The sequence below is a fragment of the Pseudomonas sp. NFACC56-3 genome, from assembly GCF_900100025.1.
In the GTDB taxonomy this organism is placed as follows: domain Bacteria; phylum Pseudomonadota; class Gammaproteobacteria; order Pseudomonadales; family Pseudomonadaceae; genus Aquipseudomonas; species Aquipseudomonas fluorescens_AA.
Map to the genome: position 1 here is coordinate 68,228 of NZ_FMTK01000025.1, position 15,234 is coordinate 83,461.

17 protein-coding genes are annotated in these 15,234 nt (G+C 60.5%); 2 read left to right on the forward strand and 15 right to left on the reverse strand.

The window, feature by feature from the left end:
• Positions 1-21: 21 nt before the first annotated feature.
• Positions 22-1,227, reverse strand: a complete 1,206-nt coding sequence (locus BLO80_RS25475) for an acetyl-CoA C-acetyltransferase (protein WP_092332525.1) — start codon at positions 1,225-1,227, stop codon at positions 22-24.
• A gap of 612 nt (positions 1,228-1,839) precedes the next feature.
• Between BLO80_RS25475 and BLO80_RS25480 the strand changes: the two genes are divergently transcribed.
• The gene (locus BLO80_RS25480) at positions 1,840-2,652 is read left to right on the forward strand and encodes a c-type cytochrome (protein ID WP_092332417.1); all 813 of its coding nucleotides are present in this window, start codon (positions 1,840-1,842) and stop codon (positions 2,650-2,652) included.
• 126 nt (positions 2,653-2,778) lie between these two features.
• Here the strand turns inward: BLO80_RS25480 and BLO80_RS25485 are convergent, their stop codons facing one another.
• From BLO80_RS25485 to BLO80_RS25550, 14 genes are all read right to left on the reverse strand, one after another.
• Complete coding sequence (locus tag BLO80_RS25485) at positions 2,779-3,585, reverse strand: transglutaminase family protein (RefSeq protein ID WP_092332415.1); 807 nt, start codon at positions 3,583-3,585, stop codon at positions 2,779-2,781.
• The gene (locus tag BLO80_RS25490) at positions 3,582-4,532 is read right to left on the reverse strand and encodes an alpha-E domain-containing protein (protein ID WP_092204677.1); all 951 of its coding nucleotides are present in this window, start codon (positions 4,530-4,532) and stop codon (positions 3,582-3,584) included. The genes BLO80_RS25485 and BLO80_RS25490 overlap by 4 nt, the downstream gene beginning before the upstream one ends.
• A 9-nt stretch (positions 4,533-4,541) precedes the next feature.
• Positions 4,542-5,951 (reverse strand): circularly permuted type 2 ATP-grasp protein, encoded by a 1,410-nt coding sequence (locus BLO80_RS25495; protein WP_092332413.1) that lies wholly within the window; start codon positions 5,949-5,951, stop codon positions 4,542-4,544.
• A gap of 389 nt (positions 5,952-6,340) precedes the next feature.
• Positions 6,341-6,682: a ribonuclease E inhibitor RraB gene (locus tag BLO80_RS25500; protein WP_003179463.1), complete on the reverse strand. Its 342-nt coding sequence runs from the start codon at positions 6,680-6,682 to the stop codon at positions 6,341-6,343.
• Between the two features lie 201 nt (positions 6,683-6,883).
• On the reverse strand, positions 6,884-7,120 hold the full coding sequence (locus BLO80_RS25505; protein WP_072406264.1) for a hypothetical protein: 237 nt from the start codon (positions 7,118-7,120) through the stop codon (positions 6,884-6,886).
• Positions 7,121-7,260: 140 nt separating this feature from the next.
• Entirely contained in the window at positions 7,261-7,869 is a 609-nt protein-coding gene (locus BLO80_RS25510; protein WP_072406266.1) for an START domain-containing protein, read from the reverse strand.
• 53 nt (positions 7,870-7,922) lie between these two features.
• Positions 7,923-8,177 (reverse strand): YkgJ family cysteine cluster protein, encoded by a 255-nt coding sequence (locus BLO80_RS25515; RefSeq protein ID WP_092332411.1) that lies wholly within the window; start codon positions 8,175-8,177, stop codon positions 7,923-7,925.
• Between the two features lie 149 nt (positions 8,178-8,326).
• A complete protein-coding gene (locus BLO80_RS25520; protein ID WP_092332409.1) occupies positions 8,327-8,806 on the reverse strand; it encodes a translation initiation factor 2 in 480 nt (159 codons plus the stop codon).
• A gap of 85 nt (positions 8,807-8,891) precedes the next feature.
• Positions 8,892-10,334 carry an aminotransferase-like domain-containing protein gene (locus BLO80_RS25525; protein WP_092204672.1) on the reverse strand — a complete coding sequence of 481 codons (1,443 nt, stop codon included), beginning with the start codon at positions 10,332-10,334 and terminating at the stop codon, positions 8,892-8,894.
• A 200-nt stretch (positions 10,335-10,534) separates the two neighbouring features.
• Positions 10,535-11,344, reverse strand: coding sequence for an OmpA family protein (locus tag BLO80_RS25530; protein WP_092204671.1), 810 nt, complete (start codon positions 11,342-11,344; stop codon positions 10,535-10,537).
• A complete protein-coding gene (locus BLO80_RS25535) occupies positions 11,341-11,700 on the reverse strand; it encodes a DUF4398 domain-containing protein (RefSeq protein WP_072406275.1) in 360 nt (119 codons plus the stop codon). Before BLO80_RS25535 ends, BLO80_RS25530 begins: the two co-directional genes overlap by 4 nt.
• Before the next feature lie 9 nt (positions 11,701-11,709).
• Positions 11,710-12,534, reverse strand: coding sequence for a substrate-binding periplasmic protein (locus tag BLO80_RS25540; protein WP_092332407.1), 825 nt, complete (start codon positions 12,532-12,534; stop codon positions 11,710-11,712).
• A 91-nt stretch (positions 12,535-12,625) separates the two neighbouring features.
• Complete coding sequence (locus BLO80_RS25545; protein WP_092332405.1) at positions 12,626-13,555, reverse strand: electron transfer flavoprotein subunit alpha/FixB family protein; 930 nt, start codon at positions 13,553-13,555, stop codon at positions 12,626-12,628.
• Positions 13,556-13,557: 2 nt separating this feature from the next.
• Positions 13,558-14,307: an electron transfer flavoprotein subunit beta/FixA family protein gene (locus tag BLO80_RS25550; protein WP_007908338.1), complete on the reverse strand. Its 750-nt coding sequence runs from the start codon at positions 14,305-14,307 to the stop codon at positions 13,558-13,560.
• Positions 14,308-14,851: 544 nt separating this feature from the next.
• On the opposite strand from BLO80_RS25550, the gene BLO80_RS25555 reads away from it, so the two are divergent.
• Positions 14,852-15,234: NAD(P)/FAD-dependent oxidoreductase (locus BLO80_RS25555; RefSeq protein ID WP_139197118.1), on the forward strand; the 383-nt coding region annotated here is incomplete at its 3' end.

The window sequence follows — 15,234 nt, forward strand, 5'->3', positions numbered from 1 at the left end:
AAAAATGTTCCTTGAAGGGGCTCAGAGGCGTTCGATGACGGTGGCAATGCCCATGCCGCCGCCGACACAGAGGGTCGCCAGGCCATAGCGCAGGCGACGCGCCTCCAACTCGTCGAGCAACGTGCCAAGAATTGCGCAGCCGGTGGCCCCCAAGGGATGCCCCAGGGCGATGGAGCCACCGTTGACGTTGACCTTGGCGGGATCGATGGCCATGTCCCGGATAAACTTGAGTACCACCGAGGCGAAGGCTTCGTTGACTTCGAACAGGTCGATGTCCTCCACCCGCAGCCCGGCCTTGGCCAGGGCCTTGCGGGTGGCCGGCGCCGGGCCGGTGAGCATGATGGTCGGGTCGGTACTGGTGACGGCCGTGGCGACGATCCGGGCCCGGGGTTGCAGGCCCATGGCGCGCCCCTTGGCTTCGGAACCGATCAACATCAGCGCCGCGCCATCGACGATGCCGGAACTGTTGCCCGGCGTGTGCACATGATGGATGCGTTCGACATGGCTGTAGACCCGTAGCGCCGTGCCGTCGAACCCCATCTGGCCCATGGCTTCGAAACTCGGCTTGAGCTTGCCCAGGCCTTCGAGGGTGGAGTCGGCGCGGATGAATTCGTCGTGGTCCAGCAACACGATGCCATTTTGGTCCCGCACGGCGACCAGGGATTTATCGAACGAACCGTCGGCCCGGGCGCGTGCCGCTTTTTGCTGGGAGTGCAGTGCGTAGCGGTCGACGTCCTCGCGGCTGAAACCTTCCAGGGTGGCGATCAGGTCGGCGCCGATACCCTGGGGAATGAAGTGGCCCTGCAGGTTGGATTGCGGGTCCAGCGCCCATGCACCGCCATCGCTGCCCATGGGCACCCGGGACATGGATTCGACGCCGCCGGCCACCACCAGGTCTTCGAAACCGGAACGCACCTTCATCGCCGCCAGGTTCACCGCTTCCAGGCCCGAGGCGCAAAAACGATTGAGTTGCACCCCCGCCACGCTGACATCCCAATTGGCCACCAACGCTGCGGTCTTGGCGATATCGGCACCTTGCTCGCCCACTGGCGTCACACAACCGAGCACGATGTCGTCGACCTGGCTGGTGTCCAAATCCATGCGCTGGCGCAAGGCACTGAGCAGGCCGCCCACCAGGTTCACCGGCTTGACGCTGTGCAGGGCGCCATCAGCCTTGCCTTTACCACGAGGCGTGCGTAATGCGTCGAAAATCAAAGCTTGGGTCATGACATCCTCGAAACCACGGGGGTAATGCGACGCCTCCAACCATAAGCCCAGCGGCGCCGGATTCAATGACCACAGTGCTCAATGGCGTTGACGGGCACGCTCAGACGAACGGTAGCGAGCTATCGGGTTAACCGATTCAGGAAGGCAAGCTGTCTAGCAAAAGGGCCAGCAGGAAGGTGGCACTAGGCCTCATACCGTTTTAATAGCGATATGTGCCAAGCTGATACGAATTGGATCTAAGCCAAGGCGGTCGTGGCCCCTAATGTAATCCTTGTACAAGTCAGTCGTCGGGTTTTGCCGAGGCACTTGTCGGAACAGGAAGTGCAACGCCAGCTGTCATGGATATGCAGGCTGGTTTTCAGGACATAACAAAAAAGGCGGATCAGCCATGTTCAAACATTCGAAAGTTCGTCAAGCCGGACTCATTCTCTTTGCCACGACGCTGCTGTTGATTTTGCCGAATATCACCAAGGTGATTGGCTGAATCCTGCGCGGGGGCACCTGTTTCATCCAATACGTTGTATCGCCAAAAAATGTGATGGGTTCACTGTTCGAGCTGCGATGGCTGTGCCAACCTTTGCGGCCTCCCCCTCGACATGGAAGGCGATCGACTTGAAAGCTCTCATTGTGTTCGGGGCGTTGCTGCTCAGCACGCCCCTGTATGCCGCGCAACTGGTGCTGGAGTTGGGCGCGAGCACGCGCACCTGGCAAACCGAAGAACTGCTCAAGCATCCGGACGCTCAAACGGTCGAGATTGCTGAGGACGTTTCCTACAAGAAGCCCATGAGTTATCGAGCCGTGCCGATGACGTCACTGTTGACGGGCATCCAGCCGGACGACCACCTGCAGGCCGTTGCCCTGGATGGCTTCGCCGCCGAGATGCCCGCGGCGCCGTTACTCAACAAGAGCGGGGCCCGGGCCTGGTTGGCGATCGAAGACCCGGCCAAGCCGTGGCCGTCGCTGGGGGAAGGCAAGTCCAGTGCCGGACCTTTCTATCTGGTCTGGACCGACCCGCAGGCTGGCCGTATCAGCCCGGAACAATGGCCCTATGCAGTGGCCAACATCAAGCGCCTGTCGGCGGTGGCTGAACGCTTCCCGGCCCTGCTACCAGCGCCCAACCTGGCCAAGGACGACCCGATCAATAAAGGTTTCGAACTGTTCCAGAAGAACTGCCTGGCGTGTCATCGGCTCAATGGCGCTGGCGACGCACAGTTCGGCCCTGACCTGAACATTCCTTTCAATCCCACCGAATACTTCTCCGGAGATTTCCTCAAGCGCTACATTCGCGACCCTCAAGGCCTGCGACACTGGCCCCAGGGCAAGATGCCTGGGTTCTCGGCAGCGGTGTTGCCGGATTCGGACCTGGCTTTGCTGGTGGGTTACTTGAAGCATATGGCGGGACGCAAGCAGCCGCTGGCTCCATGAGATCGCTTTTGTGGCGAAGGAGCTTGCTCCCGCCGGGCTGCGCAGCAGCCTCTTGACGAGCTTGCGAGCGCTTCGCACTCGAGCGGGAGCAAGCTCCCTCGCCACAAAGGCTCGTTCGCCAGGTGGTTACTGGATTTGCACAGTGATCGCTGGGGCGCCGGGGGTCTCGATCATCCTGGCATGCATCTGCTCGCCACCGCCGCCGCGGCGCATGCCACGCACTGGGCAGGCGTCCAGGTAATCCAGGCCCACGGCCAGTTTCAGGTGGCGCTCCGGGCGAGCCAGTTGGTTGGTCACATCGAAGCTGTACCAGGCGTCGTCCAGCCAGGCCTCTGCCCAGGCATGGCTCGCCAGGTGCTCGCTCTCTTCGCTGAACAGATAACCCGACACATACCGCGCCGGCACACCCAGGCTACGAGCGCAGGCCAGGAAGGCATGGGTATGGTCCTGGCACACCCCGCTACGCCCGGCGAACGCCTGGGCTGCGCTGGTCTCGACTGCCGTGGTGCCAGGGGTGTAGATCATGTGCTGGTTCAACCCATGCATCAGGTCGATCAACGCGGTGCGGTCGCGACGCTGCTGGCATTGCTGCGCGGCGAAGTTTCGGAGGGCCTCGTCCGCCTCGGTCAGCCGGGTGAAGCGCAGGAATGGCAGCGCCGACTGGCTCTCGTGTTCGGCTTCGCGCAACGGATCGATATCCACCTGTCCGCGGGCGCCGATGATGACCGTTTCGTGGGGTTCATCCAGGGTCAGCACGTGCAGGATGTTGCCAAACGGATCCAGTTGCGCCCGCACCGGCCGTGGCAAATCAAGCTGCCAGCTCAGCACATGCTGGCGTTCGCTGTCGTGGGGCGTCAGGCGCAGGTACTGGATGCTGGCGCGAACCTGATCGTCATAGTGGTAGGCCGTTTCGTGGCTGATCGAGAGTCTCATATGACCTCCAGGTAGGAACTGTGAATGGTATTGCCCAGTTCACGGACCAGTGGGATGAATTCGGTGAGCCAGGCATGCAGGCCCCCGTCGAGGATTTCGTTGATGCCGGTGTAGCGCAGGCGTGCGTCCATTTCCGCCGCCAGTCGTTGTGCCTGCCGACCGTTGGTGCCCGGCAGGCTCGCGAGGATCTGGTCGATTTCTTCGGTACAGGCACGCAGCGAGCGCGGCACGTCGGCGCGCAACAGCAGCAACTCAGCCACATGGCGAGCGCCCGGGGCCTCACGGTAGATCTCGGTATAGGCCTCGAAGGACGACAAGGCTCGCAACAAGGCGCTCCATTGGTAGTAGGCGTGGGCCGTGCCGTCGCTGACTGCGTCGGCCTGGTCACCGGCCATTTCGTAGCGGGCATCGAGCAAGCGCAGGGTGTTGTCGGCCCTTTCGATAAAGGTCCCCAGGCGAATGAACCGGAACGCGTCGTTACGCATGATGGTGCCGTAGGTCGCGCCACGAAACAGGTGCGAGCGCTCCTTGATCCACTCGCAGAAACGGCTCATGCCGTAGCGATTCAAGCCTTGCTGGCCGATACCACGAATTTCTAGCCAGGTGGCGTTGATGTTTTCCCACATGTCGGCGGTGATTCGGCCACGTACCGCATGGGCACTGGCTCGCGCGGAACCGAGACAGCTGTAGATGCTGGCCGGGTTGGCCGCTTCCAGGGCAAAGAAGTGCAGGAGGCGCTCGGCGTGCAGATCGCCGTGTCGCTCCCGGTAATCGTCCAGCGTGCCAGTGATCAGCAATGGCATGGCCAGTTCGTGCAGGCCGTCGCCACGCCCGTCCTGGGGCATCAGTGACAACGAATAGCTGACGTCGAGCATCCGCGCGAGGTTTTCCGCCCGCTCCAGGTAGCGCGACATCCAGTACAGGTCCGAGGCGGTTCTACTCAGCATGGCAGCTCCTCAATCCTCGACCACCCAAGTGTCCTTGGTACCGCCGCCCTGGGATGAATTCACCACCAGGGAGCCTTCGCGCAGCGCCACCCGTGTCAGCCCGCCAGGGACCACGCGGGTCTCGCGGCCGGCCAGCACAAACGGGCGCAAGTCGATGTGACGTGGGGCGATACCGCTTTCGACAAAGGTCGGGCACGTCGAGAGCGACAGCGTCGGCTGGGCGATGTAGGCGTGCGGCTTGGCCTTGATCCGCTCGCGAAAGGCATCGATTTGCGCGGCCGTCGCGGCCGGCCCCACCAGCATTCCATACCCGCCGGAGCCCTGGGTTTCCTTGACCACCAGGTCGGGAAGATTCGCCAGTACATGGGAAAGCTCTGCAGGATTACGGCACTGCCAGGTGGGAACGTTCTTCAGGATCGGGTCTTCGTCCAGGTAAAAACGGATCATGTCGGTGACGAACGGGTACACCGACTTGTCGTCCGCCACCCCCGTGCCGATGGCATTGGCCAGCACCACGTTGCCGGAACGGTAGGAGGACAACAGCCCCGGTACGCCGAGCATCGAATCCGGATTGAAGGCCAGTGGATCGAGGAACGCGTCGTCGAGGCGACGGTAGATCACATCCACTGCCTTCGGCCCGTCGGTGGTGCGCATGAACACTTTGTCATCCCGTACGAACAGGTCAGCGCCTTCCACCAACTCCACGCCCATCTCCCGGGCCAGGAAGGCGTGCTCGAAAAATGCACTGTTGAAACGCCCCGGCGTCAGCACCACGACGCTGGGGTCATCCAGTGGACTGGAGCTTTTCAGGGTGTCGAGCAGCAGGTTCGGATAATGATCGATGGGGGCGATGCGCTGGGCGGCGAACAGTTCGGGAAACAGGCGCATCATCATCTTGCGGTCTTCGAGCATGTAGCTGACGCCGCTGGGCGTACGCAGGTTGTCTTCGAGCACGTAGTAGGTGCCGTCACCGTCGCGTACCAGGTCGACACCGCAAATGTGCGCGTAGATGTCACGGTGCAGATCGAGCCCTTGCATCGCCAGTTGGTACTGTTCGTTGGCCAGCACCTGTTCGGCGGGGATGATGCCGGCCCGGATGATCCGTTGTTCGTGGTAGAGGTCGGCCAGGAACATGTTCAGCGCCTTGACCCGTTGGATGCAGCCACGTTCGACCACCCGCCATTCGCTGGCCGGGATGCTGCGCGGGATCGTGTCGAACGGGATCAGGCGCTCGGTCCCCTGCTCGTCCCCGTAGAGCGTGAAGGTGATGCCGGCCCGGTGAAACAACAGATCGGCTTCGCGCCTGCGTTGCGCCAGCAGTTCGTCAGGCGTGTCGGCCAGCCAGCGGGCAAATGCCTGGTAGTGCGGGCGGACCTGGCCTTCGGCATCGTACATTTCATCAAAACCGCTGCGGATCATGCCGTGCTCCTTGTCACCCTGGCAGCAAGGCTTCGCAAGCCCCGTGCCATCGGCATAAACGCTTTATGATCAACGGGTTGGAATCCCCACCGAAAGGCAGCGCACCTTTATGGTGCGACAAATACCCCCCACCCGCTGCCCCCCGCTTCATTGCGACGCAGGGGCGTCGCTCTCCTGAGCATAGCCATGGAAAAACGAAGCGGCTTGGTATGGATACAGTTAGGTACAAAACCTGGGGAAGTGATTGTGGTGTGTCAGCGGGTAAGATGTTGATCCTGCAGCCGCCATCGCGAGCAAGCTCGGCTCCCACAGGGACTCTCGGTTAGCTCACAGACATGAAAACGGCCGACACAAAGGTCAGCCGTTGCTGTGGTTGCGGTGAGTGACTGTCAGGCCTGCAGGCGCCGGATCTCTTGCTTGACGCCCCAACCCTCGATAACACCCCCCAAAGGTTCGACAACGGCTTCGAAGTCTTGCTCGAAGTCGCCAATATCATCGTAAGTGGCGTACATCACCCGGCTCAGTTCCAATGACCAAGCCCCGTCGTCCCGTGCACTGATCTGCGCGTTCAACGATTCGCCCCGAAAATGACCTGCCGCCCTGCGCGCCCGCTCCTCGTCCGGGAAAATGGCGTAGAACTCAATGGGATGGAATCGGGAAAAATCGAAACCGCCTTCTTTCATGCGGCGCAATACGCTGGTGCTGATGTCTTCTTGATAGGCTGTGCTCATGAAACGTCCTCCTAAAACCGATGGATAGACTTTCCGTCTTCCCGTGCGTGAAGCCTTCAGGCTGCAAGCGATACGGCATCAAATGGCCGTCGGGACACAAGCATGTAGCTGACAAGACCGGACCTTGGCGATCCTTTCGCTGATCTCAATTGCAGAGTAGCCGCAAGTGGTGGCCACTGCCAAGCGAGACCAGCCACCGTTTCATGAAATCGGTGTAATGCTGAGGATTTCGATACTGTTTTGGGACTTGAGGTTTTTGACGGTCGGGTCTTCGGTGCGGTCCACCAGGTCGTTGAGGTCCAATTGGCTGAGCACGGGTAGCAACCTTTCGCGGATCAGTTGGGCGGCCTGCTCCATGGTGGGCTTGTGGTCATAGTCGAACTGCTCGACGGTGGTTTCACCGTGATCGTCAATGAAAGTGATTTCCCACTTTTGCATCAGTGTCTCCTTGATCAATTCAGGGCAGGGCTTACCTTCATCTCGACATTGAGCGGCGGACAATCGTTCCGCTGGGTGCTTGGGCGGCACACATGAAAAGACCGCCTCGGGGGCGGTCTCCTTCGTGCAGCCTTGGCCGATCACTTTTCGGCGCGTTCCTTCAGGGCCTTGAGGGTGTTGAACGGCGCATCCACCACGAACTTGTTCGCCAGCCAGGACGGCACGTCACCACCCGGTTCGGTGTGGACTTGATAAACGACTTCAATCTGGTCCGCGCCCTTTGGCGTGAACTTCCAGAAGCCGTCGACCTGGGCCACCCGCACGAAACCTTGCTCCTCAGGCAGGTATGTCGGCACGCCCTTGAGCTTGCGGGTCAGGCTGCCGTCGGCCCCCTCCTCGGTGGTGACTTCCAGCACCGAGTCCCGGGGCGTCACCGGCCATGGCGTGTTGAATTGGGTATAAGTCCAGCTCTTGTCGCCTTCGTGCTTGAGCAGTTTCTGGCTCTTGCACTCATGAATCCAGGCGCAGGCGCCGGGAACGTCTTCCTGCAGGGCCCGCAGCTTGGCCATGGTGGTTTTCATCACCGTCACGCCGCGATAGGCCTTGTACTTGGAGCCCCCCACTTCACTGAGGGAAACCTTGATACCTTCCTTCTCCTTGGCAACCTGCCAGTCCTCTGCCTGGGCGGTGGCCGTCGCCAGCAACACGGTCAACCCACACAACACAGCCATACGATGCAGCGAACCCATAGTTTTTTCCTTATTGTCCAAGTTCGTTCATTTCGGATCTGTTCATTGACCCATTACGCGGCCGTGACTTGCTCCCACCAACCGATCAAGCGGATGGCCTCTTCACGGCTGCCGCCGCACACCTCGATGTTGGCTTCGAACGCCGAGCACACCGCCGGACGCTCCGGCTGGCCGAAGATCCGGCACAGGTTATCGACCGACAGTTGCACACAACGTTCTCCCGCCGGTTTGCCTTGGGGCATGCCAGGGATAGGTGAGCTGATGGAAGGGGCGATGCAACAGGCGCCACAGCCTTCACGGCACTTCATGACGACAACATCCTCGCGGCGGGTAATGATGAGTAACAGAAGACAGAGTAACGGCTAAAACACTCGTTTTAAATTACCGTCTGCGTGTTTTTTTACCGTTGGCCAAATGACCGAACGGTCAGCGACGAGCTGCATGTCCTGTGCAAGGCTTACTGCTTGAATTCGAAATCCAGCGCTGCGCCTTCCACCTCGTTACGCTCCTGATTGCGCAGCGGCAGTTGCATTTCATTGCTCAACAACCGGCCATTGAGCTGGAACGGTCCGGGTTTATCTCCGAACATGGACGGCAAGAGCGGTTCGCGCTTGAGCGGCGCAACCTTACCCGGTGGCTCCAGCTGTTCGACCATGTCATGGGGCAGGCTCAGGTCCAGCTTGGCCGGCGGCAATGGAGTCTTGGCGACCTCGTGGGCGGATTTGCTCTTGGAAGCAATGGGCGCACGCTTTTTTTTCTTCGTCGCAGTCGCCTTTTTAGCGGAAGGCTTCTTGGCCACTGCGGTTTTTTTCGGCGCATTCTTCGTGGCACTGACGGCCGGTTTTTCCTGCGCCGGAGCCGCCACGACGACGCCTCCCATTTGGAAGACACTGAACAGGCCGATCAAAATCCAGGCAACAGGAACATTGGCTTTCATAGACACAACGGTACTGACGGCAGAAAACCCCATGCTCGCCTGATAATGAGGCGCTGACAAGCACATCAAGCTAAGCCGCTGATTTCTATAGAAGGCCGTTGGCCGTTTCTTGGCACAATTGAGTCGCCAACAACCCCAGCGTCATCAAGGCCCGCTCTGCCTCACGGTTCCAGGGGGTACCGCAGTTCAAGCGGATGCAGTGGTTGAACTGCTCGGTGTTACTGAAAATCAGCCCTGGCGCGATACTGATGCCTTGTTGCAGCGCCCGCACGTGCAATTCCTGGGTATTGACCCGTCCCGGCAGGCTGACCCACAGGATGAAACCGCCGTTGGGACGGCTCATTTGCGTGCCTTCGGGGAAGTGCTGTTGCACCGCCAGCTGAAAGGCGCTGAGGTTCTTGCGGTACTCCTGGCGGATATAGCGCAAGTGCCGGTCATAGCCGCCGTTTTCCAGGTAGGCGGCAATGCCCATCTGCGTGACGCTGCACGCCGAGTGAGTACTGAAGGTCTGGAGCCGCTGGATTTCCTGTTGGAATTTCCCTGCGATCATCCAACCGATGCGCACACCCGGCGACAACGTCTTGGAAAAACTCGAACAGTAGATGACCCGGTCCAGCCGATCGTAGGCCTTGAGGGCCTTGGTGCGGCCCTGCTCGAACATCAGCTCGCCATAGATATCGTCCTCGACGATCTGGATGTCGAAGTCCGACGCCAGGCGCAGCAATTGTTTTTGCCGCTCTTCAGGCATGGTGCCGCCGAGGGGATTGCTCAGGCGCGTGGTTAGCACCAACGCCTTGATCGACCACTGGTTGGCCGCCAACTGCAAGGCCTCCAGGCTCATGCCGGTGACCGGATCGCTGGGGATCTCGATGACCTTGAGGCCCAACAGATCCGCCAGTTGCAGCAAGCCGTAATAGGTCGGCGACTCGGCGGCGATCAAGTCCCCCGGCCGCGTCAGCACCCGCAAGGACATCTGCAGCGCATCGACGCAGCCGTGGGTGATGACCACCTCGGAAGGGTCCACCACGACACCGGCATCGCGCATGCGAATCGCCACTTGGCGCCGCAACGGCTCGAAGCCCGGGCTGAACATGTAGCTGAACGCCCGTGGGCTGTGGAAACGCGTGACCTTGGCCAACTGCTGATGCAAGGCCCGGACAGGCAGGTACTCGACACTCGGCACCGCCGCGCCCAGGGGGAACACCCCTTCGCGGCGCGACTCGACCAATACCTGCTGGATGATGCTGCTGCGCGTCACCAGCCCCGGGCGCTCTACCCGGGCAATGTCCGGCGTCGGAGCCGTCAGGGCCGGTGTCTGGTGCACGTAGTAGCCCGATTGCGGCCGTGCACGAATCAGCCCCTGATCTTCAAGGTTCGCGTAGGCCTGCAACACTGTGGCGTGGCTGACGTTGAGTTGCGAGCTCATCTTGCGCACCGAAGGCACGCGTTCACCGGGCTGATACACACCGCGCCGGATGTCTTCAGCCAGCTGTTGAGCAATACGTTGATAGAGCAGGAGGTTGGTCATGACACAGCACTCGATTTCACGGGCATTTTATTCTTGTCGGAAACGATACCGGAACAGTTTAGAAGTGTACTGGGACAGTTGCCAGATTACTCGACAGTACAGTGGAGTGACAGCTCTAACTGTACTCATAGCGCGTCGATTGCAGGGCCAAAAAAACCCGGCGCCTTCTACAGGGGCCGGGTTTTCCAGTGACGCAACCCTTAGCGGGCGGCGCCGAGCTGGCCTTTTTCGTCGGAGAACACAATTTCAACGCGACGGTTCTGTGCCCGGCCCCGCTCGGTAGCGTTAACGTCCACCGGGTACTCATCACCGTAGCCTTCGACCTGGATGCGCTTTTCATCGATCCCCAGGTCCACCAGCACATCCGCCACCGACTGTGCGCGGTCTCGGGACAACTTGAGGTTTTCCTGCTTGCCGCCCGTGCTGTCGGTGTACCCCTCGATACGCACCACGCGCTTGGGATTGAGCTGCAAGAACTGCACAATCTTGAGCACCACCCGGTTGGCCGAATTCTTCAGTTCCGCTTCGCCAGTGTCGAACAGCACGTCGCCCAGGGTCATCACCAGGCCGCGATCGGTCTGGGTGGTCGCCATCGCCATGATCTGTTCTTCGAGCCATTTGCCCTGCTGCTGCACACTCAGCAACTTGGATTCACGCAGGGCCAGCTGCAAGCGCTGGCGCTCCAGTTCGAGCTTCGCCGCGCGCTCCTCGTTGAGCACCTGATTGCTGTGCTCCCGGGCGATCGCACTGTAGCGCTGGCTCAGGTAGGCGTAATGCTGCACATCCTCGCCACTGCCCCAGTAACTGGACAAGCGATCGGCACGGGCCAGGGATTCACCGGCGCGGATCACGTCCCGGGGGGCGGCGCGCAATACGTTGGCGTCTTCCTTGACCTTCTGGAAATCGGTACTGGCCTGCTCGAGCGCCGCTTCGCTGCGTTGGCCGGCGCAGCCATACAAGCTGGCCAGTCCAGCGAGGACCAGACCGCCCAATACGTGGGAGTGCTTCATTGGGCATCCTCCCTCAGCTGTTTGCGCAAGCGCTTGATGCGGGTGTCGAGCACGTTCAGTTGCTCCTGGCTCTTGAGGGTCAACACCTTCGCTTCGGCCAGGCGTGCGTCGAGTTCAGCCTGTTCGGCCCGCATGCGCGCCTTCTTGTAGGATTCGTCGGCCATGTTGGATTTGGCGCGGGCGAATTTTTCTTCCGCCAGTTTCAATTCGGGCACTTCGTCGGCAGTAGCGCCAACGGCCCGGGCTTGCTGCAGTGCCTGTTCGGTCAGGCGGATCTGTTCATTCGGCGCCGGATCGGCTGCGCAGCCCGCCAGAGCCAGAACGGCCAGGGCAGCGAAAAGAGGTCGAATAGTCACTAATGTTCCCTACTGTTTTGGGGCACTGACAGGTGGCTGCAACTGTGTTTTCCAGCGCTCGAGATTGCGCTGCAACACAGCCTCCGTCAGACCGGACGCGGCCAATTCTGTCATCTTTTGCGCCAGCTGTCCGCGTAACCATGGGTCGTTGCAGGCGGAGTTGTGGGAAACCGCGAGGAACAGCCCGGGTTTGTCCACCGGTTGCGGTGCGGCTTGCAGGTCGTTGGCCATGCCCAGTGTCTGCGCCATCGCCAGGCCCGAATAGCGCCCCGCCAGGACATATTCCACTTCCCCCAACAGCAATTTCTGAAAGGCCTGGGTCAGGTTAGGCGTGCGGGTCAGAGATAATTTCTGCTCGGCAAAAACGCCGAATTCCTGGGTCATACGGGCCTTTTCCGACAACGCGCCGGGATGGCCCTGTAAGTCTTCGAGCTGGTTGATGACCAGTGTCGAATCCTTGCGGGTCCAGACCAGGTAATCGTTTTCCAACAAGGGCGGATGAACATAGTCGAAGGCTTCAAGCCCGGTGCTGGTCAGCGGAGCATCGGTGAGCAGGTCCATGCGGCCGCTGCGCACTTCGTCCATTGCCTGGGCGCGCTTGCCGGCGTAAAGCAATTCGATCTTGATGCCCAACTCCCCCGCCACCTGCGCGAGCAGGTCGGCGCCAGCGCCAATCAAGTGCTTGGGGTCTTGAGGATCTTGCCAAAGGTAGGGGGGCGCATCCGGGCTGCCGGTGGCGATCAACCGCTCACACTTGCCAGCGGCGGCAGATAGGCCCGGCACACCCGCCAACGCCCACAGCAACGACCAGCCGGCCAAACGGCGAAGATCCATGGCAATACGCTCCCCTTGCAGCGAAAACAAATAGTGCAGAAATAAAAAACCCGGCCAAAGGGCCGGGCTCTTTATAAGTGAAGACGCCGGATTAGACCAGCTTCTCCAACTCAGGGATGGCTTCGAACAGGTCCGCTACCAGGCCATAGTCGGCCACCTGGAAGATCGGCGCTTCTTCGTCCTTGTTGATCGCTACGATCACCTTGGAGTCTTTCATGCCGGCCAGGTGCTGGATCGCGCCGGAGATACCGACGGCGATGTACAGCTGTGGTGCAACGATCTTGCCGGTCTGACCGACCTGCATGTCGTTGGGTACGAAACCTGCGTCCACCGCCGCGCGGGAAGCGCCGACGGCAGCGCCCAGCTTGTCGGCCAGGGCGTAGAGGTGCTTGAAGTTGTCACCGTTCTGCATGCCACGGCCGCCGGAAACGACGATCTTGGCAGCGGTCAGTTCAGGACGATCGGACTTGGCCAGTTCTTCGCCGACGAAGCTGGAGATCCCAGTGTCGTGGGCAGCAGCAACAGCTTCAATGGCAGCCGAGCCACCTTCGGCGGCAACCGGGTCGAAACCGGTGGCACGGACGGTGATGACCTTGACCGACGCGTTCGACTGCACGGTGGCAATGGCGTTACCGGCGTAGATCGGACGCTTGAAGGTATCGGCGCTTTCTACCGAGATGATCTCGGAGATCTGGTCGACGTCCAGCGCAGCGGCGACGCGCGGCAGGATGTTTTTGCCGTTGGAAGTGGCGGCTGCCAGGATGTGGCTGTAGCCCTTGCCCAGCTCGGCTACCAGTGGCGCCACGTTTTCCGGCAACTGGTGCGCGTAGGCGGCGTTGTCGGCCGACAGCACTTTTGCCACGCCCGCGATTTTCGCAGCGGCTTCGGCAACGGCGCTTGCGCCCTGCCCGGCCACCAGGACGTGCACATCGCCACCGATTTTGGCGGCAGCAGCAACGGTGTTCAGCGTGGCCGGAGCCAGCGCCTTGTTATCGTGTTCGGCGATTACCAAGATAGTCATGTTTAGATTACCTTCGCTTCGTTTTTCAGTTTCTCGACCAGTTCAGCCACCGACTTGACCTTGATGCCCGCGCTGCGTGCAGCCGGCGCTTCGACTTTGAGGGTCTTGTTGGTGGAGGCGGTGGAAACGCCCAAAGCGTCAGGCGTCAGCACTTCAAGCGGCTTCTTCTTGGCTTTCATGATGTTTGGCAGGGACGCGTAGCGCGGCTCGTTCAAACGCAGGTCGGTGGTGACGATGGCCGGCAGTTTCAGGGAAACGGTCTGCGCGCCGCCGTCGATCTCGCGAGTCACGGCAACGCTGTCGCCGCTGACTTCGACCTTGGACGCGAACGTGCCCTGACCGTAGCCGCTCAGTGCAGCGAGCATCTGGCCAGTTTGGTTGTTGTCGCTGTCGATGGCTTGTTTGCCGAGGATCACCAGCTGAGGCTGTTCCTTGTCGACAACGGCCTTGAGCAGCTTGGCCACGGCCAGGGAGGTCAGGTCTTCGGCGGATTCGACGAGGATGGCGCGGTCGGCACCCAGAGCCAGCGCGGTACGCAGTTGTTCCTGGGCGGTGGTCGGGCCGATGGAGACGACGACGATCTCAGTCGCCACGCCTTTTTCTTTCAGGCGCACGGCTTCTTCTACGGCGATTTCGCAGAAAGGGTTCATCGACATCTTGACGTTGGCGAGGTCGACGCCGGAGTTGTCCGCTTTGACGCGGACCTTGACGTTATAGTCGACCACTCGTTTGACAGCTACAAGAACCTTCATGGATTCCTCGTTACTCTCCGGTGAAAAAAAGTCGCCTAGGCGAACCTGGCGGTTGATGCTCATGGGCGCAAGGGCACCTCTAAAAACGCCGGCATGAACCACACATGACCCTGCTCACGGGAGTGAAGACCATTCGTCAGTGATGACCGATGGGTCATTCATTATCGCGGCGTGTAAACTGCGCCTCGGAACCGCGCAATACGTCACTTTGTGCTGCCTTCGCCCTGTCTTTAGAGGTGCTCTTGAAACCAACAGTCAGCCTACGGCGAGCGCAAAACCGCCCGTATCTTGACCGGAACGCCTATTCCGGTCAATACGGCAAAATGGTCAGTCATAAGCCGTACGTCAGTGATTTATCTGGGCTGCGGCAATTTCAAACAAACGTTTGTATTGGACCCTGAGAGTGGTGTAGATATAATGCGCCGCTTAAGAGAGACCCGCGGTTCATCCATTGTCGCTTTCGTCGCTTTTCGCGAAGGAAACAACGGATGCGACGCCAAACCTCCAATTAGAAAAACTGTGAGCCTTGAGTAGGAGATAGCCTGTGGAACGCGAATACATGGAATTCGACGTGGTCATCGTCGGTGCCGGCCCCGCTGGCCTGTCTGCCGCTTGCCGACTGAAACAGAAGGCCGCCGAAGCCGGTAAGGAAATCAGCGTCTGCGTGGTCGAAAAAGGTTCAGAAGTCGGTGCCCACATCCTCTCCGGCGCGGTGTTCGAGCCCCGCGCCCTGAACGAACTCTTCCCGGACTGGAAAGAACTCGGCGCGCCGCTGAATACGCCTGTCACACGCGATGACATTTATGTCCTGAGAAACGCCGAGGCCGCGAGCAAAATCCCTGACTTCTTCGTGCCCAAGACCATGCACAACGAAGGCAACTATATTATTTCCCTGGGCAACCTGTGCCGCTGGCTGGCCCAGCAGGC